General features: G+C 71.1%; 17 protein-coding genes. 5 read left to right on the forward strand and 12 right to left on the reverse strand.

Annotation, left to right across the window (positions count from 1 at the left end; all coding sequences use genetic code 11):
• A partial coding sequence (locus tag ACIHIX_RS45025) for an acyl-CoA carboxylase subunit beta (protein WP_399966466.1) occupies window positions 1-1208 on the reverse strand: 1208 nt, incomplete at its 3' end.
• A gap of 154 nt (window positions 1209-1362) precedes the next feature.
• Window positions 1363-3666 (reverse strand): polysaccharide lyase 8 family protein, encoded by a 2304-nt coding sequence (locus ACIHIX_RS45030; protein ID WP_399966468.1) that lies wholly within the window; start codon window positions 3664-3666, stop codon window positions 1363-1365.
• A 159-nt stretch (window positions 3667-3825) separates the two neighbouring features.
• Between ACIHIX_RS45030 and ACIHIX_RS45035 the strand changes: the two genes are divergently transcribed.
• Window positions 3826-4380, forward strand: a complete 555-nt coding sequence (locus ACIHIX_RS45035; protein WP_399966469.1) for a YceI family protein — start codon at window positions 3826-3828, stop codon at window positions 4378-4380.
• Window positions 4381-4415: 35 nt separating this feature from the next.
• Here ACIHIX_RS45035 and ACIHIX_RS45040 read toward each other — a convergent pair whose 3' ends face one another.
• Window positions 4416-5492, reverse strand: coding sequence for a septum formation family protein (locus ACIHIX_RS45040; protein ID WP_399966471.1), 1077 nt, complete (start codon window positions 5490-5492; stop codon window positions 4416-4418).
• Window positions 5489-5881 carry a hypothetical protein gene (locus ACIHIX_RS45045; RefSeq protein WP_399966473.1) on the reverse strand — a complete coding sequence of 131 codons (393 nt, stop codon included), beginning with the start codon at window positions 5879-5881 and terminating at the stop codon, window positions 5489-5491. Before ACIHIX_RS45045 ends, ACIHIX_RS45040 begins: the two co-directional genes overlap by 4 nt.
• Window positions 5882-6194: 313 nt before the next feature.
• Between ACIHIX_RS45045 and ACIHIX_RS45050 the strand changes: the two genes are divergently transcribed.
• Window positions 6195-7238, forward strand: coding sequence for a hypothetical protein (locus ACIHIX_RS45050; RefSeq protein ID WP_399966475.1), 1044 nt, complete (start codon window positions 6195-6197; stop codon window positions 7236-7238).
• Between the two features lie 117 nt (window positions 7239-7355).
• Complete coding sequence (locus ACIHIX_RS45055) at window positions 7356-8141, forward strand: serine protease (protein ID WP_399966477.1); 786 nt, start codon at window positions 7356-7358, stop codon at window positions 8139-8141.
• 180 nt (window positions 8142-8321) lie between these two features.
• Here ACIHIX_RS45055 and ACIHIX_RS45060 read toward each other — a convergent pair whose 3' ends face one another.
• Together ACIHIX_RS45060 and ACIHIX_RS45065 are read right to left on the reverse strand one after the other, a co-directional pair.
• Entirely contained in the window at window positions 8322-9683 is a 1362-nt protein-coding gene (locus tag ACIHIX_RS45060; protein WP_399966479.1) for a hypothetical protein, read from the reverse strand.
• A gap of 46 nt (window positions 9684-9729) precedes the next feature.
• Window positions 9730-12723: a glycoside hydrolase family 3 N-terminal domain-containing protein gene (locus ACIHIX_RS45065; RefSeq protein WP_399966481.1), complete on the reverse strand. Its 2994-nt coding sequence runs from the start codon at window positions 12721-12723 to the stop codon at window positions 9730-9732.
• Between the two features lie 260 nt (window positions 12724-12983).
• Here ACIHIX_RS45065 and ACIHIX_RS45070 point away from each other — a divergent pair, with 260 nt between their 5' ends.
• A complete protein-coding gene (locus ACIHIX_RS45070) occupies window positions 12984-13496 on the forward strand; it encodes a hypothetical protein (RefSeq protein WP_399966483.1) in 513 nt (170 codons plus the stop codon).
• The gene (locus ACIHIX_RS45075) at window positions 13490-13987 is read left to right on the forward strand and encodes a hypothetical protein (protein ID WP_399966485.1); all 498 of its coding nucleotides are present in this window, start codon (window positions 13490-13492) and stop codon (window positions 13985-13987) included. Before ACIHIX_RS45070 ends, ACIHIX_RS45075 begins: the two co-directional genes overlap by 7 nt.
• Window positions 13988-13992: 5 nt before the next feature.
• Here ACIHIX_RS45075 and cimA read toward each other — a convergent pair whose 3' ends face one another.
• The 6 genes from cimA to ACIHIX_RS45105 form a co-directional block, all read right to left on the reverse strand.
• Complete coding sequence (gene cimA, locus ACIHIX_RS45080) at window positions 13993-15597, reverse strand: citramalate synthase (protein ID WP_399966486.1); 1605 nt, start codon at window positions 15595-15597, stop codon at window positions 13993-13995.
• Window positions 15598-15906: 309 nt separating this feature from the next.
• On the reverse strand, window positions 15907-17196 hold the full coding sequence (locus tag ACIHIX_RS45085; protein ID WP_399966487.1) for a TolB family protein: 1290 nt from the start codon (window positions 17194-17196) through the stop codon (window positions 15907-15909).
• Between the two features lie 44 nt (window positions 17197-17240).
• Window positions 17241-18521 (reverse strand): TolB family protein, encoded by a 1281-nt coding sequence (locus ACIHIX_RS45090; RefSeq protein WP_399966488.1) that lies wholly within the window; start codon window positions 18519-18521, stop codon window positions 17241-17243.
• A gap of 126 nt (window positions 18522-18647) precedes the next feature.
• On the reverse strand, window positions 18648-19256 hold the full coding sequence (locus ACIHIX_RS45095; protein WP_399966489.1) for a TetR/AcrR family transcriptional regulator: 609 nt from the start codon (window positions 19254-19256) through the stop codon (window positions 18648-18650).
• Entirely contained in the window at window positions 19253-19750 is a 498-nt protein-coding gene (locus ACIHIX_RS45100) for a hypothetical protein (protein WP_399966490.1), read from the reverse strand. Before ACIHIX_RS45100 ends, ACIHIX_RS45095 begins: the two co-directional genes overlap by 4 nt.
• 9 nt (window positions 19751-19759) lie before the next feature.
• Complete coding sequence (locus ACIHIX_RS45105) at window positions 19760-20791, reverse strand: agmatine/peptidylarginine deiminase (RefSeq protein WP_399966491.1); 1032 nt, start codon at window positions 20789-20791, stop codon at window positions 19760-19762.
• Window positions 20792-20795 lie beyond the last annotated feature (4 nt).

The raw sequence follows: 20795 nt of genomic DNA on the forward strand, positions 1-20795 counted from the left end.
GTCGCGTTGCAGTAGGCGTAGAGGAGCTTCGCGCCGTGGCGGATGATGCCGCCGTGCTCCTGGTCGACACCCGGCAGGAACCCGGGGACGTCCAGGAAGGTGACGATCGGGATGTTAAAAGCGTCACACATCTGGACAAAGCGCGCAGCTTTTTCTGAAGCCTCGATGTCCAGGACACCCGCGAGGGACTGCGGCTGGTTCGCCACGATGCCGACGACCTGGCCGTCCAGCCGCGCCAGGGCGCAGATGATGTTGCGGGCCCAGCGCTCGTGGACTTCGAGGTAGTCGCCGTCGTCGACGATCTCCTCGATGACCTTGGCCATGTCGTACGGCCGGTTGCCGTCGGCCGGCACCAGGTCCAGCAGGACGTCGCCGCGGCGGTCCGGCGCGTCCGTGGACTCCACGCGCGGCGGGTTCTCGCGGTTGTTCTGGGGCAGCAGCGACAGGAGGTAGCGCACCTCCGCGATGCAGGTCTCCTCGTCGTCGTACGCGAAGTGGCAGACACCGGACGTCTCGGCGTGCACGTCCGCGCCGCCCAGGCCGTTCTGGGTGATCTCCTCGCCCGTCACCGCCTTGACCACGTCCGGGCCCGTGATGAACATCTGGGACGTCTCACGGACCATGAACACGAAGTCCGTCAGCGCCGGGCTGTAGGCCGCGCCGCCCGCGCACGGGCCCAGCATCACGGAGATCTGCGGGATCACCCCGGACGCCTTGGTGTTGCGCTGGAAGATGCCGCCGTACCCGGCGAGCGCGGAGACGCCCTCCTGGATACGGGCACCCGCGCCGTCGTTCAGCGAGACCAGCGGCGCACCGGCCGCGATGGCCATGTCCATGATCTTGTGGATCTTGGTGGCGTGGGCCTCGCCCAACGCACCGCCGAAGATCCGGAAGTCGTGCGCGTAGACGAAGACCGTGCGGCCCTCCACCGTCCCCCACCCGGTGATGACACCGTCGGTGAACGGCTTCTTGGCCTCCAGACCGAAGCCGACCGCGCGGTGCCGGCGCAGCTGCTCGACCTCCTGGAAGGAACCCGCGTCCAGCAGCAGCTCGATGCGCTCCCGTGCGGTCAGCTTGCCCTTGGCGTGCTGCGCCTCGGTCGCCTTCTCACTCGGTCCGGCCAGTGCCTGGGCACGGATCTCGTGCAGCTCGGCCACTCGCCCACGGGCGTCCGTCGGCTCACTCGGCGCGTCATCCAAAACGGTCATGTAGTGACCTTACGAAGCCTCGCAAGGAAAGCGGGCCGTCGACTCCGTACAGTCTCCGGCCCGTTTTCCTGGTAGCCCTGAACAGAACCTGAGCGGCATGCAGCCGTTCCGACTGCTCAGGGGGCATCCCGGTTGTAGGGGTCGAACAAAGCCGTCAGGCGAGAGCCACCTCACATTCATGCGTGGCGCATGCCCTCCCTGGAGTGACAAGGAGGCGCAGACGGCGGCCCCTGGCGAGGATCTCGACCGAGTCGTCGGCCCTCAGGACGGCGCGTACCGGGTGGTCCCAGGTGATCTCCAGGGGCTCGCCCGTGCGCGGCGGCTCGCTCACGCAGAGGGTAGCGGCGCGGCCCCGGCGCCGGACCAGCACGCTCGCGCCCGCGGAGGCGGTGAGCGGCCCCGCCGTCCCGGCCTGCCAGAAGTTGACGGCCGTCAGGCCGAGGGAGGGGATCCTGACCCCCTGCCGGGTGGCGTCGTTGACGAGGACCGACATCCGGTGGCGGTCGGCGGCCCGGGCGGCCATCTCGTGGCGGGTGGCACCGGGCAGCAGGACATAGACGTAGGAGGCGTCGACCGGGTCGGTGCCGTGGTCGAGCCAGAGGGTCTGCCAGCGGCGGGTGGCCCGTTCCGTCGTACTGGTGGTGTTGATGTCGGACCAGGCGCCGGTGCGGTCCTCGCGCAGGGCGCGGAGTTCGCCGTAAGGCACCACGTAGCCGCCATGACCTTCGAGGTGGGCCCAGCCGTGGCCGCGTACGAAGACCTGGGCGCCGTTCTCCCCCAGGTTGCGGTTGTCGACGACCGTCTCGACCGGGACGCCGTCGGCGCAGGTGATGCCGGCGCCCAGGCAGATCACCGCGTCGTCGGCGCAGAACCATGACTTGCGGGCCTGGAGGGTGGAGCCGAGGCCCTTGAGGTGCTGGCCGATCGCCGCGTACTCGCCGTCGGTCACGCCCCCGACCCATCGCACGTCGGGCTTGGGCTCGCCCCACTCGCCGCCGGCCTTGTCGGGGAGGCGGCGGGTGGAGACGGTCGTACCGGGGAGGCGGTACCAGTCGACGGTCGGCCAGTACCAGTCTGTGTACTGATCACCGTTTCCCCCGGCCCACCAGGAGAGCATGCCGGCGCCGGTGTGCCAGCCTCGCGGGTTCTCGCCGTTGCCGCACTCGTAGGACGCGATGCGGTCGCCGGCCATGGCGATGTTGGCGACGAAGCGGGGGCGGCGGTGGACGGCCCGGTCCATGGCGGCGAAGAGGTGGTGGCCGAGGGGGGCGGGAGTGGCGGGGATCGGTGATTCGGCCACCGCCCGGAGCCGGGCCAGGTCGGCGACCCCGAACTGACGTGCCGTCAAGATCGGTGCGACGGTGTCCCGTTCGATCCAGTCCTTGATACGGCCGTGCCAGCGCTGACGCTCCGCGGGGCTGGCGCCGGCCGCGAGGAGGGCGATGGCGGCGATGACGCCCTGGCCGTGGAAGTGGTCGCTGCGCAGGACGTGCCGGTCGTCGCTCTTGAGGTAACCCCGGCTGATGGCACGGCCGTTGACGCTGTCCATCATCAATCCGTCGTGGATCAGGGGCGCGTAGGCGTGCTCGACGCTGTCGAGGACGATCTGCCGGGCGGGGTCGGTGACCTCCCACGCGGAGCCGGCGAGGAGGGCGAAGAGGCGGCCGAGGCCGTCCAGCAGGACCTGCCCGTAAGTGCCGGAGTAGGCGACCCAGGTGTGCTGCACGAACGAGCCGTCGGGGTAGAGGCCGTCGCCCTGGGTGACGTACGGGAAGACCGGTGAGAGTGCGTCGCGGGCGAGGGCGATGCGGTCGGGTGCGCGGCCGAGGATGCCGCGCAGGGCGACGGAGCGGCACAGGTCGACGCGGTTGGCGCCGGTGGAGGTGCCGGAGTAGTCGGTGAGCATCGCGTCGGGGATGAAATGGTCGACGGCCGCGCAGGCTGCCTGTCTCCGGGTGTCCGTGAGGTGGTCGTGGAGGGCGGCCACCAGGTCCATGAGCAGGCGGGGGCTGCCGATCTGCCATTCCCACCAGTTGCCGTAACGGGTGGTGGAGGGGTTGTAGACCGTGGCGGAGAGGTGGTCGAGCCCGCGCAGGACGTCCGCGAGCAGGGTGTCGTCGCCGGTGGCGCCGGTGCCGGGCTGGACGTAGGCCTGGGCCATGGTCCACAGGCGGCTGTAGCTCTGGGTGATGCCGGAGGGCGGGTCGTAGGGGCGGTCGGGCCACAGGGAGGTGGGGGCGGGGGCCATGGCCGTTCGGAAGGCGCGGGCCAGTTCGCCGGTCTCGGCGAGGCGGGAGGCGTACGGTTCGGCGGCGGGGTCGTAGCCCTCGCCCAGGGAGAGGGCGAGCCAGCGGTGGCGGAGGTCGGCGTAGGGGTCGGGGTCGGCGGCACGGCTCACCGAGGTGCTGGTGGCGACGAGGGTCGCCGCGAGTAACAGGGCCCTGCGGGTGAGTCTCATGGAAGCGCCGTGACGTGGGTTCATGCCTTGGGCATCTACCACCTCAGCGTATTCACGCCAACACATTGCGGATGATGTTGAAACTTGAATGGAATAGGTCTACCGTCGTCCGTGTTGAGTAGTTCAACGTTCAACTTACTCGCTCCGAAGGAGCACACCATGGCGAACACCGACCTGACCGCCCTGACCGGTGACTACACGATCGACACGGCGCACTCCACGATCGGCTTCACCGTTCGTCACGCCATGGTCACCAACGTCAAGGGGAAGTTCCTCGACTTCAGCGGCTCGCTGCACCTGGACGGCGGCGACCCGTCCGCGTCGTCGGCCTCCATCGACGTCAAGATGGACAGCATCGACACCGGCTCCGCCGACCGCGACGGTCACCTCAAGAGCGCGGACTTCTTCAAGATCGAGGAGTTCCCGACCATGACCTTCCGCTCCACCAAGGCGGAGTCCCTGGGCGGCGAGGACTACCGCATCACCGGTGACCTGACCATCCTCGGCACCACCAGGCCGGTCAGCATCGACCTGGAGTTCAACGGCGCCGCGAAGGACCCGTTCGGCAACGAGCGCGTCGGCTTCGAGGGCAAGGCGGAGATCCTGCGCTCCGAGTGGGGCCTGACGTGGAACGCCGCGCTGGAGACGGGCGGGGTGCTGGTCTCCGACAAGATCAAGCTGAACTTCGACATCTCGGCGATCAAGAACGCGTGAGCCTTCGGCGAAGGCGCCGGTGAGCGGATCCGGGCTCACCGGCGCGTCGTCGGTTCCATGGTGGCGCCGTCGGTCCTGCGGACGGTGCAGACGACGTAGTGCGCTCCGGATTCCCAGGAGAACTCGCTCACCCAGGAGCCTGCCGTGTAGGCCGAGGGGGCGTAGCCGTGCTCGGCCGGCGGCACGGCGATCTCGCAGTAGCGGCTCGGATTCCCCTTGACCTGGTCAAACGTGATGTCGGCGCCGAACCGGGCGAATCCGAGGACTTCCTCGGCGTGCGGCTGGGCGCAGGAGACCAGGCGGGCACTCCGGTTCGAGACCACGTCGATGCAGTCTCCCTTCTGCATGTTGGCCGTGTCGGAGAAGGTGTACCCGGGCTTCCGGTAGCCGTCGAGCGGCCCGTACATATGGCCGTGCGCGCCCAGCACCAGGCACGCCGTGACGCGGCCCGCGCCCTGGAACGTGGCTCGCGTCGGGACCACGGCGAAGCTGCGGGCGTCGGGGAGCTTCGCACGAACCTTCCCGGTGCGCTGTTCGCATTTCGCGGGCCCCTCCCGGCGCGCCTCGGCAGCACTCGCCGCAGGGACCACCGCGAGCACCTGGCCGTCGGGGTACGTGGTGCAGGTGAACTCCTCCATCACCTTTGGCACCCCGTCGAAGCGAACACCCCCCGGCCACGCCGCGACGACGCAGTCACCGACGGCGAGCGGTGTGTTGACCTCCACCACCGCTCCCGGGCCGGTCAACTCCGCGTCACCGGGACGCCATTGCGTCAGCCCCAGCGCCACCCCGCCGACCGCGGCGACGCCCACGGCACCCGCCAGTACCGCCCGCACGAACCCGCCGCCCCGACGGGTGCGTTCAGAGCCGGCGGACAGAACCAACGCGGGCAACTCGGCCACCCCGTACGGCTCGTGCACATCGGCCACCTCGGCCGCCTTGAACGGCACCCGCGCACCCGCGGACCGCAGCCGGACCCCCAACAGCCCCGCCACCACCCGTCGGCGCAGCGGGAACTCCCCGAACCGCGGTTCCGGCGGCGCCTCCTGAACCCCACCCACCGGCACCCCGAGGAACATCGTCAGCACCCGTCGCCACAGCGGCGCCCTCACTGACCGCTCCCGGGGCCGGCCGTCTCCAGGGGGCTCTCGGCCTGCGCCGGGGTGCCCGCGACCAGGCTCGCCACCTGGGGGACCGCCCCCAGCGTGGCCAGGACCGCCGGTGCGCAGACGCCGAGGGCCACCGCCGCGTACGCCCCGCTGATCTGGCCGCTCGCTCCGAAGAGAAGGGCCGTCGTCGCGCCGATGGCGGCACGGAGGACGGCCAGGCAGGCGTGCGCGGCCAGATCCAGGTACTGCCGCAGCGGCGGTGGCTTCGCGCGGCGGCGGCCCGTGGTGGTGCGGCGCGCGGCCTGCCATTGCGCGCAGCCCCGGAAGACGGCCAGGAGCTCGACGCTCAGGCCTCCCCCGGCGCCCAGCACGCCGAACTGCCACCAGGTCATCGCGTCCCCCGTCGCTGCCAGTGGCCGTCCAGCATTCCGACTCGGCGGAGGGAAGGGGAGCGGACCCCGGACGGCGCGGGACAAATACGTTACAGAGTGCGACGGTTGCAGTAGTCGACGTACGGCGTCGTTGATCCCTGCGCGGGACCGGGTCGAACATTTCGTCGGCGCGGAGGTCCGCTGGGACATCGCGTCCGTGCCGGCCCTCCTCGGTCGTCGACGGGCCCCGGGCGGCGTGCACCGGCTCCGCACATGTGAGGATCCGTCGATTACGGCCCTCGCGCCGGGCGTGGCTCGCTAACTTCCCGGAATCATGGAGCGTGAAGTGGCGGACACCGGTGTCCGCGAGCAACGTCAGATCGGCGCCGTGGGCTGCGGGGCCCGCGGTACGGGGTGTTTCTTACGCGTCGCCGGGTTCTTCGCGGCGATGGGCGGGGCCGGGCATCTGCGCGCTCCCTCGGTCTACGACTACGGCCATCCCGGGAACGCGATCTGGACGGGACTGCTGATGATCGCCGGGGGAATGGCGGCGGTCGTCGCGGGGTCACGGCTCGCCCGGCACGGGCGTCGGCACACGGCCCGGGTGCTGGAGCGGCCGGAGGAGTTGCCGGACCGGAAGTTCACCCTGTATCTGCGCCCCTTCGACGTGGACCACGACCTGAACAAGGTGATGCAGGCGCCCCGGGCGAGTCTCCGCGAGCGGGTCACCCACACCAGCGGGCGGACCTTCGAGGAGGCGCTGGCGCGCGGACTGCGGCGCCGGTTCGGGCGGGTCGTCGCCGTCGGGAGGCCGGGCGAGCGGCTGCCGTTGCCCGGTGCCGACCGCTTCTATCTGCCGTTGGCCGAGTGGCAGGCGCCGGTCAGCGGACTGATCGGGCGGGCCCGGATCGTGGCGCTCGTGACCGGTTCGAGCCCCGGCACGCTGTGGGAACTCACCGAGTGCATGCGGCTGTTGCCGCCGCAACGGCTGCTGCTGCTCGTCTTCTCGGACGAGGTGGAGTACGAGGAGTTCCGCACGGCCGTCCCCGCGGCCTTCGAGGAGCGGTCACGGGAGATGGCCGGCGAGGGTTCGGCGCCGTTGCGGACGCCCGTCTTCCCGGCTTATCCGCCGCTGCACAATCCTCAATCCCTCGTCCGCGGAACGGGACTTCAGGGGCTCATTCACTTCGACGCCGCCTGGCAGCCGACGTTCACACGCTGCGACTACACCCGTTTCTGGACGCTCACTCTCATGGGGCGGCAGATGAAGACGGACCGGCGTGTCGTGCGGCCTGTGCTCCGGCGGCTGGCGGAGGCGACGGCCGGGCCGGAAGCCGACACCACAGGCGATCGTGGCCGAATCACACCCCTTGCCTGAGGTCTCACAGCGTTCTCATAATCCACCGACAGATTTGACTTGCTCATGCCATCCGATGAGCACTTCTTTGCTGTCTCTGTGATCCGAGCACTTCCACCCCCCACGGAAGGCATCACGTTGAAGAGACTCCTCACGGCCCTCAAGAGAGGTGCGGTCCTCGGCGCCGCCGCCCTCGCGATCGCCAGTCTCCAGCCCGTCTCGGCCGCGCAGGCGGCTCCCGCGCCCGTCGTCGGCGGGACCCGTGCCGCGCAGGGCGAGTTCCCGTTCATGGTCCGGCTCTCCATGGGCTGTGGCGGGGCGCTCTACACCCAGCAGATCGTGCTCACCGCGGCCCACTGTGTGAGCGGGTCCGGGAACAACACGAGCATCACCGCGACCGCCGGGGTCGTGGACCTCCAGTCCACCAGCGGGCGGGTCCAGGTCCGTTCCACCAAGGTCCTCCAGGCGCCCGGGTACAACGGCACCGGCAAGGACTGGGCGCTCATCAAACTGGCCCAGCCGATCAGTCTGCCGACGCTGAAGATCGCCACCAACGCGCAGTACAACACCGGGGACTTCACCGTCGCCGGGTGGGGTGCGGCGCGTGAGGGCGGGGCGCAGCAGCGGTATCTCCTGAAGGCCACGGTGCCGTTCGTCAGTGACGCCACGTGCAGGGCGTACGGCGGGTCGTACGGTGGGCTGGTCGCGAGCGAGGAGATCTGCGCCGGGTTCGCCTCGGGCGGGGTCGACACCTGTCAGGGTGACTCCGGGGGGCCGATGTTCCGGAAGGACAGCGCCGGGGCCTGGATCCAGGTCGGGATCGTCAGTTGGGGTGAGGGGTGCGCTCGCCCGAACGCGCCCGGTGTGTACACCGAGGTGTCCACGTTCGCCTCGGCGATAGCGTCGGCCGCGTCGACGCTCTGAGTCCGACAGCGTTCGCGTCTCGTACGGCCTCCTGCGGGCCCGGCATGTCGGCTGCCGGGCCCGCAGGGTCTTTTCTCGCCCCCCGCCGCCCCTACCTGTCCCGTCACTGGGGGCTGCCGCCCCGGATCCCCGATTCGGCAGCGCAAGGGCCTTGGCCTCAAACGCCCGACGGGCTGGGTCTCAGAACCCGCCCCCGAAGTCCCCTCCCCCGCCGAAGTCGCCGCCGTCTCCTCCGCCGAAGCCCCCACCGAAGTCGTCCGAGTCGAAGTTCGCGCCTGAGACGTCGCCGCCCTCGTAGCCTCCGGGGCCACCGAAGTCGCCGTAGCCGGTGCCGTAGTCGGATGCGTAGGCCGGAGTCGCCATCATGCTGCCGAGGACCGTGCCGACGAGGAGGCCCGGGAGGATCCCGCCGCCGAAGTAGCCGCCTGCCCAGGGGCCGTAGGCCGGGCCCGCGTCCCAGTAGGGGCGGCGGCCCGCGTCCGTGTCGACCTCGCGCATGACCGGGTCGCGGCCGTCGGCCAGACGGGTCGCGTCGGCGGCGCAGACCGGGACCTCACGCGGGGCGCCTGACGGGGGCGTCCAGGTGGCGTCGGTGACGGACGGACCGTGGCGGGGGTCGAAGAAGCAGGGCGCCCGGCGGTCCGGCAGGGGCCTGCCCTCTCTGCGGGCCGCCAGTTGGGCCAGGGAGAAGCGGCCTTCCTCCAGGGCTTGGGTGACCGCGCGTACCTCTTCCGGTCTCCGTACCTCCGCCATCAGGGTCTTCGCCTGCTCGTAGGCGTCCAGCGCGCGCTCGTAGTCCGCGCGCATCGCGTCGTCCGCGCCCCGCTCCGCGGGGTGGAAGTCGAGGCGGTCCAGCTCCTCACCGAAGGCGGTGATGTCCTCGTCGACCACCACCCGCAGCTTCTCCAGCGCCGCCCGCTGCTCCTCCTCGTGCCGCCGCCGGTTGCGGCGGACCAGGGCGTAGCCACCCGCTCCGCCGGCCACCAGCACCGCACCCAAAGTGATCAGCGCGCCCGTCGGGACGCCGCCGCCGTCCGAGGAGGAGTTCCAGCTCGCCGGGGCCGAGCCTCCCATGTTCGTCAGCGCGCTGTTGGTGAAGTCGCTCAGCTGGGACCGGGTGTCCTCGCCAGCGACCGTGGTGACGAGGTTCCGTACGGCGGAGCGCGGCAGGACCGTGGAGTCGGCCCGGGCGTCGAACGCGTCGCCCAGGCGGATCGCGTAGAGCCCGGTGATGCCGGTCGCCGTGCGCAGCTTGGTGAAGAGGTTCTGAGTGGGGTAGCCGGCGGGCAGGACCGCGATGAAGAGCGGTTTGTCGGCGTTCTCGATCTGGTCGGCGAGGGTGGTGGCGTCGGCGGTGGACAGCTGGTCCGACGCCGCCGGGTCCACGTAGACGGGGCTGTCGCGGAGCGCCTCGGCGATCGTGGAGACGCTCGTGGCGGCGGCCGCCGGCGGCGCGGGGGCCACCCACAGCATGGTCAGGGCCGCGAGCGCCAAGGCCGCCGCCAGTCTGAGGAGGCCTCGGGTCCGAGGAGCGGACTTCATACTCCGACGCTACCCGAAGCCTCCCAAAACGGGACATCCATGCAGGTCAGCTGGCCCGGTAGGCGGCCAGCAGGCTCTCCACCGCCTTTCCGTACCGTCCGGTCAGGAGCAGGTGGTCCGCCTCCGCGAACGGCTTCGCCGACGCCGCCGTGACCGGCCGCTGCTGGACGATCAGCCTCGCCTTGGTCACCAGGGCGCGGCCCGTCTCGTGCGCGCCGGCCCTCTCGGCCACCGCCGCCGCGACGGCGAGCGCCTTCAGGGTCGTGGCACCGCCCTCGGGGAGCCTGGTCAGGGTGGTCAGGCCCCAGCCGTACGGGAACTGCGGGTCGTACGTCGGATCGCCGACGTTGATCGGGAGCTGGGCCTCCGACTTCGGCCAGGTGACCGGGAGTTGACCGGTGAAGGGGCGCTTGCCGTAGAGCACGTCGGCGACTCCGGCGCCCTCGGTGCCGGGCAGCCAGGACGCCACCAGGGCGTCGATCGCGCCGAGCCGGTCGCCGAGGAGCTGCGGGCGGCCGGAGACGATCAGCACCGCGCACTTCATGGCCGCGCACACCTTGTCGACGGCGGCCCGGTCGGCCGGGGACAGCTCCAGGTCGTTGCCGTTGCCGACGTCGCCGACGCCCTCGGCGTAGGGGGTCTCGCCGACGACGACCACACCGACGTCGTGGCCGGCCGTGGGCGCGGAGGCGTCCTTGGAGTACGTCACGTCTCCGCCGGCCCCGCGCAGGCCCTCCAGGATCGTCGTCCCGGGGACGATGTCACCGGAGGAGCCCTGCCAGGTGACCGTCCAGCCGCCGCTCTGGTTGCCGATGTCATCGGCGTTGGAGCCGGCGACGTACACCTTCTCGGACTTCTTCAAAGGCAGCACACCGCCCGCGTTCTTCAGCAGCACCTGCGACTCGGCCGCCGCCTGCCGGGCCACGGCGCGGTGTTCCGCGGAACCGATCTTCGCCGCGCCGCTGGTGTCGGCGTACGGCTTCTCGAAGAGCCCCAGCTTGAACTTCTGCGTCAGGATGCGGGACACGGCGTCGTCGATGCGGGTCTCGCCGACCCGCCCCGCCTCGGCCTCCGCCACCAGGCCGGTGCGGAAGTCCTTGTAGGCGTACGGAGCCATCACCATGTCCACGCCCGCGTTCACCGAGGTGCGGATGTCGCTCGTGTAGTCGCCGGGGATCTGGTTGATGCCGTCCCAGTCGCTGATGACGAAGCCGTCGAAGCCCATCCGGCCCTTCAGCACACCGTTGATCATGTCGGCGCGGGCGTGCATCTTGACCGGGCCCTGTCCGTCGCCGATGACGTCCAGGGAGGAGTACGACGGCATGACCGTGCCCACGCCGCGGTCGACGGCCGTCCGGTACGGGGCGAGGTGGACCGCCTCCAGCTGCTGCCGGGTGACGGTGGTGACGCCCTGGTCGATGGTGTAGGTGCCGGTGCTGGAGGAGCCGTAGGCGGTGCCGCCGTCGCCGACGAAGTGCTTGGCGGTGGCGAGGACCTTGTCGTCGTCCTTCAGGTCCTTGCCGTTCGCGGCGCCCTGGAGGCCCTGGATGACCGTCTCCATGGACTCGACGAGCGCCGGGTCCTCGCCGAAGGACTCGTAGGAGCGGCCCCAGCGTTCGTCGCGGGTCACGCAGAGGCAGGGTGCGAAGTCCCAGGGAATGCCGGTGGCGCGGACCTCGGCGGCGGTCACCGCTCCGGTGCGCTGGGCGAGTTGGGGATCGCGGGTGGCACCGAGGCCGATGTTGTGGGGCATGACGGTGGCGCCGACCAGGTTGTTGTGGCCGTGGACGGCGTCGACGCCGTAGATCAGGGGGATCTGGAACCTGGTCGCCTGGGCCCGGAGTTGGAAGGAGTCGATCATCTTCGCCCAGGCCTCGGGGGTGTTGGGCGTGGGGGTGGAGCCGCCGCCGGACAGGAGGGAGCCGAGGGCGTACGTGGCGATGTCGCCACCCGCTCCGACGGCTCCGCGCTCGGCCTGGGTCATCTGGCCGGCCTTCTCGGCGAGGGACATCCGCGAGAGGAGATCGGCGACGCGCGCCTTGATGGGCAACTTGGCGTTCAGATACGGCAGTCCGTGGGCGTCGATCACGATCTGCGGCGTCTCGTCGGGCGCCTTGGCGCCGGTGACGGTGAGTTTCAGCGGAATGGTCTCGGCGTTCTCGGCGGCCTTGTCCTTGAGGGTGCGCACCTGGATCGTCCGCGTGGTGCCGGAGGCCGTACCGGCGGGGAAGGTGAGAGTGCCGGAGACGGGGACGTAGTCCTTGCCGGGGTCGGCGGGCGTCTCGTACGCGACCGTCACGGGCTCCTCGACAGGTGCGGAGCCGGTGGTGGCCAGGGTCACCTCGACGGTGGCGGTGCCGCCTTCCTTCACCGGATACACAGGCGCGTCGGTGAGGACGGAGACGCGCCGGGACTGGTCGGCCCTGCCGTACAACTCGACGCCGTCCATGGCGAACTGCCCGGGTGCGCCGACCGGGAGGGTGAGCGCGTACCCCCAGGTCTCGGTGAGGCCGAGGACGTGGTCGATGCCGCCGACGGGCTGGTAGTCGGTGCGGTAGGCGAAGTCGGTGAAGGGGATCTCGATCTGTTTCCAGCCACTGAAGTCATCGGTGAAGGAGGTCGTCCAGAGTTCGGAGGCCTCGCCGTTGGCGCCGCCGTCCTTCAGCTCGAAGGCGATCTTCCTGCCGTTGTTCTGCCCCTCCCACCAGAAGCGGATCCCCTTGTGGGCGGACCAGTCGTGGGCCGGCTCGGCGAAGGCGAAGTCGTGGGTGAAGCCGCCGTAGCCGCTGATGTCGTAGCTGCCGGAGAGGACCTGGTCTCCCTCGGGGGCGTCGGAGCGCGCCGCGAGCCGCAGCGTCGGCGGGTCGTCGGTGTCGCTGCCCCAGGTGAACAGACCGCCGTCCGGTGGGTTCGCGAAGGGCACCTCGCCCTCGAAGCGGTCGACGGGGACCGGGGCGGGATCGTCGGCGGCCTGTGCGGCCAGCGCCGGCAGCAGGGCCGCCAGCAGGGTGGCGGAGGTGAGCAGGGCCGTTCTTCGCATGGAGCGTCCCCCTTGGCCGGCGTGGCTCTCGTCGTCCACGTCCACATCAATCCACTCATGACTTACCTCACGGCGTGAGTTAACTGGGGGCACGCAAGGCCGTCAAGGCATCGCGTCAGCCATTCGGCCCCGTGGGACCCAGCCACAACTCTCGTTGCGGCCAGGCGTGTTGTACGACCGCAACAGGACCGGTGTCGAACGGTGGTCGTACCAGCGGCCGTGGCGTGATGTCGTCGGTACGCCGACGGAGGGGGCGGGACGTGCGACGTGCCGGGCTGGTGGTGGTGGGTGTGACGGTCGGGGGGCTGCTGCTGGGTGGATGCGGTCCTGCGCATCGGTCCCTGGTCGGCGTCTGGCTGGACCCGGACGGCCGGGCGATGGCGCGGGTGCGGCCGTGCGACGGCGACCAGTCGGGCGGCGTGCGCCTGCGCGCCTACCCGGACGACCGCGAGGGGGGTCGTGGGCGCCGGGGCCATCAGGCCGTCAACGGCTGGTCGGCAGCGGCCGTGCCCGCACTGGGCGACACCACGTTCCCTCTCTTCGCCCCACCCGACGCCTGGCACCCGGACACCGTCGGCCCCCAGCGCCTCCTCTCCAACGCGACCTACGGCCTGGAGTTCACGGCGTACGAGCACGAGGACTTCGTGGACTACGTCGGCGAGGTCACCTTCACGGGCGAGAACCTGGCCGCGTTGGAGCACGGTGAAGTCTGGGCGGACGGGCGGTCGATGAGCCGGGCGGCCTTCGACCAGTTGGCGGAGGAAGCGTGTTGAGGCGAGTGGCGGGGGTCGTGGTCGCGGTCGCGGGGGCGCTGCTGTTGAGCGGGTGCGGCGCGGAGGTGCTGCCACTGGTCGCGGTGCGGCTGGACGCGGCCGGGACGGCGGAGGCGGTGCTGCGGCCGTGCGGGGACGACCTGGTCCGGGGCCTGTCCCTGAGCGGCACGACGACCGGGGAGGCCGACTCGGACTCCGCCCGCAACCGCTCCGGCTGGCGGGCGCCGGGTCGGCTGCGGCCCGACGACGCCGAGTTCCCCCTCTTCTCCCCGCCGGGCGACTGGCACGTCGGTCCGGCGGGAGAGCAACGGCTGGTGCCGGGATACACGTACGAACTCGGCTTCGGGAAAGCCGAGTTCAACTACGAGTACACCGGCATCGTCACCTTCACCGCCGCCGACCTCACCGCCCTCGAACCCGGCCAGGTCTGGGCCGACGACCGGGCCATGAGCCTCGGCGAGTTCGAGGGGCTCGCCGAGGGCTCGTGCTGAGGGCGTTACGCGGCGGGGGTGACGCCGGCGCGGAGGAGGCCGTAGGTGTACGCGTCCTCCAGCGCCTGCCAGGAGGCGGCGATGACGTTCTCGGCGACGCCCACCGTGGACCACTCGCCCGCGCCGTCCGACGTGGAGATCAGCACGCGGGTCGTGGACTGGGTGCCGTGGACGCCCTCCAGGATGCGGACCTTGTAGTCGACGAGGTCGAGCTTGGCCAGCTGGGGGTAGATCTTCTCCAGGGCGACACGCAGCGCACGGTCGAGGGCGTTGACCGGACCGTTGCCCTCCGCCGTGGCGACGATCCGCTCACCCTTGGCGAAGAGCTTGACCGTGGCCTCGTTGGCGTGGCTGCCGTCGGGACGGTCCTCGACGATCGCGCGCCAGGACTCGACGCCGAAGTACTTGAGGGGCTTGCCCTCGACCTCGCCGCGCAGGAGGAGTTCGAAGCTCGCGTCGGCCGCCTCGTACGTGTAGCCCTTGAGCTCGCGCTCCTTGACCCGCTCCACCACCCGGCCGACCAGCTCGCGGTCGCCGCCGAGGTCGACGCCGAGCTCCTTGCCCTTCAGCTCGACCGAGGCACGGCCCGCCATGTCGGAGACCAGCATGCGCATGGTGTTGCCGACCTGCTCGGGGTCGATGTGCTGGTACAGGTCCGGGTCGACCTTGATCGCGGACGCGTGCAGGCCGGCCTTGTGGGCGAAGGCCGAGACGCCGACGTAGGGCTGATGGGTGGAGGGGGTGAGGTTGACGACCTCGGCGATGGCGTGCGAGATCCTCGTCATCTCGCGCAGCTTGCCCTCGGGCAGCACCTTCTTTCCGTACTTCAGCTCCAGCGCGGCGACCACCGGGAACAGGTTGGCGTTGCCGACCCGCTCGCCGTAGCCGTTGGCCGTGCACTGGACGTGCGTCGCGCCGGCGTCGACGGCGGCGAGGGTGTTGGCGACCGCGCACCCCGTGTCGTCCTGGGCGTGGATACCGAGGCGGGCGCCGGTGTCGGCCAACACCGTCGACACGACCGCCTGGATTTGGGCCGGGAGCATGCCGCCGTTGGTGTCGCAGAGGATGACGACGGACGCGCCCGCCTCCGAGGCGGCCCGTACGACGGCCTTGGCGTACTCGGGGTTGGCGCGGTAGCCGTCGAAGAAGTGCTCGCAGTCGACGAAGACCCGGCGGCCCTGCGCCGTCAGGTACGACACCGTGTCGCGGACCATCTCCAGGTTCTCGTCCAGCGTGGTGCGCAGGGCGAGTTCGACGTGGCGGTCGTGGGACTTGGCGACCAGCGTGATCACCGGAGCGCCGGACTCCAGCAGCGCCTTGACCTGCGGGTCCTCGCTCGCCTTGGCTCCGGCCCTGCGGGTCGCGCCGAAGGCGACCAGCTGGGCGTTCCTGAACTCGATCTCCGCCTGCGCGCGGGCGAAGAACTCGGTGTCCCGCGGGTTGGCGCCGGGCCAGCCGCCCTCGATGAAGCCCACGCCGAAGTCGTCCAGGTGCCGTGCGATGGCCAGCTTGTCCGCGACGGTGAGGTTGATGCCCTCCCGCTGTGCGCCGTCGCGCAGGGTGGTGTCGAAGACGTGGAACTGATCGTCGAGTTCGCTGGTTTCGGTCATGGTCTCAAGGCTCCTGAGGATTGGATCTCGGTCGTACCGGAATGACCGGCTCCACCGCCCCCACATACTCCCTCGCGCTCTCGCCTCCGGCTGCGGGTGGGCCAGAAAAGCGAAAAACCCCTCGCGGGTGCGAGAGGTCTGCGCGCGGGTCGAGGACGACGGTGTCCGCCCGTACCTGGTCGTACGAGACGGTCACTGCGGACCGGCGCGCCTGCTGCCAATAATCATGGCGAACGAGAGCACGGGGGCAGTCTGGCACAAGTCGCCCCCACGCTCACCGTCCGTCTCAGGATGCGAACCGTGCGCTGGTCAGCGCAGGTGGCGGACGAAGCCGTCGGTGACCCCGTTGGTGTCGTCCGGCATCAGCTGCGTGGAGCCGGAGGCCAGACCGACCTCCTTGCCGCCGCGGCTCACGGAGTAGAGGGTGACGGCCTCGTCCTCCACGGTGCCGCCGCCGACCGACTCGCTGACCAGGCGGACCTGGCCGGTGCGCAGGTCACGCAGATAGACGTTCTGGACGCCGAAGTAGCCCGTCTCCCGGTTCCGCGGGGTCGCCTCGTAGGCCAGGTAGCGGCCGTCGGGGCTGATCTCGGGGCTCTGGGTGCCGAAGGCCGTCTCCGCGTTGTGCGAGATCCGCCGAATCTTCCCGGTCACCAGGTCACGTACGAAGACGTCCGGGTCGGTGCCGTTGGTGTCGTCCGGGACCAGGTCCGGGGCGCCGGAGCTGAAGGCGACGTACCGGCCGTCGGCGGTGAGCGAGGCGTCGACGGCCATCGCGGTGGTCGGGGTGCCGTCGGGGGTGACGTTCAACTGCTGCTGGGTGCCGCTGCGGATGTCGTACGCCCACAGGGCCGAGCCCGGGCCGCGGTACTGGAACTGGTCGTAGACGATGCGGCTGCCGTCCTCGCTGACGTCGTACAGGACGGACGTCCATTCGGGGCGGGCACGTTCGCTGACCCGCTTGACCTTTCCGGTCGTGCGGTCGAGGAGGTAGAGCATCCGGTAGCCGTTGGGGTCGTCGGCCTCCATCCGGTTGGGCCGGGCGGTGAAGGCGACCCAGCGGGCGTCGGCCGACATGGCGGCGCCGCCCGCGTCGACGGAGCGGCCGTCGATCCCTAGGCTGAGCCGTTCGGTCTTTCCGGTGCGGCGGTCGTGCAGATAGACGTCGTCGACCCATTCGTCGGCCGGCGGCGGGGTGTCCCCATGGACGAGATTGCGGGCCTGGGAGGTGAACAGGACGTACCTGCCGTCGGGGCTGATCTCGAACGAGCTGGACGTGTCGTCGGCCTGGGCGCCTGCGGAGCTGACGTTCACCCGCTCGACGGTGCCCTTGCGCAGGTCGCGCACGAAGACGTCCCGGAGCCCGTTGGTGTCGCCGGGCACCAGGTTGGAGGCGTCCGACGAGAAGACGGCGAAGCGGCCGTTGCCGCTGAACTCGGGGCCGTAGGTGTAGCTGTTGCCCTGCTCACCCGTGGGTGAGGTGCCGAGGCGCTCGGTGTGCGGGGCGGGCGTCGCAGCGGCCGACGCCGTGGTGGCGGAGAACGCGAGCAGGGCGGCGACGATGCCGGTGGCGAGTGCGGTGCGGGTGCTGGCGTACAAGAGCGGTTCCCCCTGTGTTGGTTCCTCGGTGCTCAGTGATGCGGTCAGTGCAGGCGCCGGGCGAACACGTCCGTCACCCCGTTCGTGTCGTCCGGTACGAGGTTCGAGGCGTCCGACGCGTAGGCGACCCGGTGGCCGCTCAGCGCCGTGCCGCCCGTCGCCGGGCCGTCCGGCTGGGTGCCGTCGGCGGCCGTTGCGACGCGCTGGATCGCGCCGGTCCGCAGGTCCTTGACGAAGACGTCGGCGACGCCGTTGGTGTCCCCGGGCACCAGGTTCGTCGCCGCCGACACGAAGGCGACCCGGCGGCCGTCAGCGCTCAGGTACGCCCCGGAACTCGCGCCGTCGCCCTGCGTGCCGTCGGCCGCGACGCTGACGCGCACGGTGGTCTGCGACGCGCGGTCGAAGGCGAAGACGTCGCTGACCCTGTTGGTGTCGTCGGGCACCAGGGAGCGGACGTGGGAGGCGAAGGCGAACACCCGGGCGTCCGCGCTGAGCGACGACTCGAACGAGCTTTCCTTGTAGACGTACTTGGCGGGCCGGCTGATCTGTTCCGTCGTCCGCTCGACCCGGTCGCGCACATAGATGTTGCGGGCGTGGGTGTAGTCGTGGGCCGGGTCCAGCTGGTCGGCCGACTCGAAGGCCACGTAGCGGCCGTCGGCGCTGAGGGCCGCCCCGAGGGAGTCGGCTTCGCCGAGCGTGCCGTCGGTGCGGTACTGAACCAGCTCGTCCTTGCCCGTGCGCAGGTCGTGGACGATCACGTCGTCCCGTCCGTTGGTGTCGGCGGGCGCGGCGTCCGGTGCCGAGGTGGTGTAGGCGACGACCCGGCCGTTCGCGCTGATGGCGGGCGCGTAGTTGAGCAGGTACCGCGGCGGCACGTCCGGATGGCCGTGGCTGACGCGCTCGGTGCGGTGGGTGCGGCGGTCGACGAGGTAGATGTCGTCGAGGCCGTTGGCGTCGTCCTCGGTGAGCGCGGCGGCGGTGGCGACGACGACACGCCGGCCGTCGCCGCTGAGCGCCACGTCCGTCGCCGGGCCCTCGGCCACCCGCTCGGTGCGACCGGTGCGCAGGTCGTGGACGAAGGCGTCGGCGACGCCGTTGGTGTCCCCCGGCACCAGGTCGGTGGCGGTCGAGACGAAGGCGACGTACCGGCCGTCGGCGCTGAGCACCGGGCGGCCCGAGGGGCCGTCGGCCTGCCGGCCGTGGGTGCTCACACTGGCCCGTTCGGTGCGCTGCGTGGTGTGCGGGCCGGCCTGGGCCGGTAAGGCGGCCACGCCGAGCACGGCCACGACGGCCGCGCTCAGGGTCGTACGGCGTGCGAGTCGCATGGAAGATCCCCCCAGATGTTCCCGCTGGCACTGTTCCCCCGGCCCCGTACCGAGGGCTCTCCATGAGGCAAGCGCATCACCAGGCCCAGGGCAATCCCCCGAATTGAGTACAACCCGGGCGTCGGCTCAGACGTCCGCGAGGAGCCCCTCGTCCAGGAACTCCCTTACGTGGCCGAGAATCTGCGCTCGGTCGGTGCCGCGCAGGCCGATCGCCACATGGATGGAGAAGCCGTCCAGCAGCGCGCGCAGCCGGGCCGCGAAACGGTCCGGATCCACCGCCCGGAACTCGCCCCGCGACACCCCCTCCGCCAGCAGGGCCACCAGGTCACGGTGCCAGGCGCCCTCGATGGCGGCCTGCCGCTCGCGGGCGTCCGATTCGACGGCAGCGCCCTGCGAGCGGTTCCAGACCTCCAGCCACAGGGTCCAGTGGGGGTCGCGGTGGCCGTCGGGGACGTACAGGTCGACATACGCATCGAGCCGTTCCCGCGCGGGCCCGACCCGGGCCAGCAGCCGCCCGCGCTCGGCACCGAGCCGTCCCTCGCTCCACTCCAGGGTCTGGAGCAGCAGTTCGTCCTTGGAGCGGAAGTAGTAGAGGAGATGGCCGCTGCTCATCCCGAGCTCGCGCCCGAGAGCGGCCATGGTGAGCTTCTCCAGGCCCCGCTCGGCGATCATCTCCATGGCGGCGGTGAGGATGCGTTCGCGCGGCGGGGCGGGGGTGCGGCGGGGGGTGCTCATACGGCCCTCACCTGGACGGCGTCGGGCAGGAAGTGCGTCTCGTACGGCCCGGTGCAGTCGGCGAAGAAGGTCGCCACCACCGCCCCGCACCCGCCGCACACCTCGTTGGGCCCCTCGCGGCCGGGCGCCCCGCAGCAGCCGATCTCCAGGAACGCGGGATTCTGCGCGAGATACGCGCGGGCGTCCTCGGGGTGGACGACCAGAGTGTCGCGCGGCCCTGCGGAGATCAGGAACCCCGGGCCGTCGGGGTCCCCCATCCAGGCGTTGCCCGGGTGGGCGATGCCGGTCCACTCCGGGTCGGGGTGCGGAACGTACGGCGCCCCGCACGCCTCCGGGTCCACGGCGTACGTGCCGCGCGGCATCGTCGCCGGGGCGCGGCGCGCGCCGTCGGCGCCCCTGCTGCCGTCGTACTCCGGGCGGGCGGGGACCTCGGGCAGCAGGCGCAGCGGCTCGGTCAGCCGTGTGCCACAGGCGGCGCAGTTCAGCACATTCACCCGTACGTTCTACCTGACGCCCGTCCTCGGCTGCTGCTGGGTGATGCAGTGGACACCGCCCCCGCCCGCGAAGATCGCCCGGGCGTCGACGAGGGTGACCGTGCGGTCGGGGAAGAGCCGGCGGAAGATGCCGGCCGCGAGTTCGTCGTTCGGGTCGTCGAAGCCGCACAGGACGACGCCGCCGTTGCAGAGGTAGTGGTTGATGTAGGAGTAGTCGACCCAGTCGCCGTCCTCGTCGGTCAGCACCGTGGGGGCGGGGATCTCGACGACCTCCAGGCGGCGGCCCCGCGCGTCGGTCCGGCCGCGCAGGATGTCGACGTACTCCAGGGAGCGGGCGTGGTCGGGGTGGGCCGGGTCGCGCTGGCTGTGCACGACCACGACGCCCGGCCGCGCGAAGGCAGCGACGATGTCGACGTGGCCCTGCGTGCCGTAGGTCCCGTAGTCGCCGGCGAGGCCGTGCGGGAGCCAGATGGCCTTGGTGGTGCCGAGCCGGGCGTGGATCTCCGCCTCGACCTGCTCGCGGGTCCAGTCGGGGTTGCGGCCCGCGCCGAGCTGGACGGTGTCGGTGAGCAGGACCGTGCCCTCGCCGTCCACGTGGATCGCGCCGCCCTCGTTGACGAGTCCGCTGCTCAGCACCGGTACCCCGGCCAGGTCGGCGACGTGTCCGGCGATCTTCGCGTCGTGCTCCCAGCGGGCCCACTCCTGTCCGCCCCAGCCGTTGAACACCCAGTCCACGGCGGCGAGTCGCCCCTCCGGGTCCGTCACGAAGGTCGGGCCGATGTCCCGCATCCACGCGTCGTCCAGCTCACGCTCCACCAACTCGACGTCCGGGCCGAGCAGTTCGCGGGCGGAGTCGCCCTGGCCCGGCGCGTGCACCATGGTCACCGGCTCGAAGCGGCGCACCGCACGGGCCACCGACGCCCAGGCGGCGCGGGCCTCTGCCAGCTCCTCGTCGTTCGTGAACGTCGGGTTGGGTCCGGGCCAGGCCATCCAGGTGCGCTCGTGCGGTTCCCACTCGGCGGGCATACGGAAGTCGGTCATGAGC

The sequence above is a fragment of the Streptomyces sp. NPDC051913 genome (assembly GCF_044593635.1).
Lineage (GTDB): Bacteria > Actinomycetota > Actinomycetes > Streptomycetales > Streptomycetaceae > Streptomyces.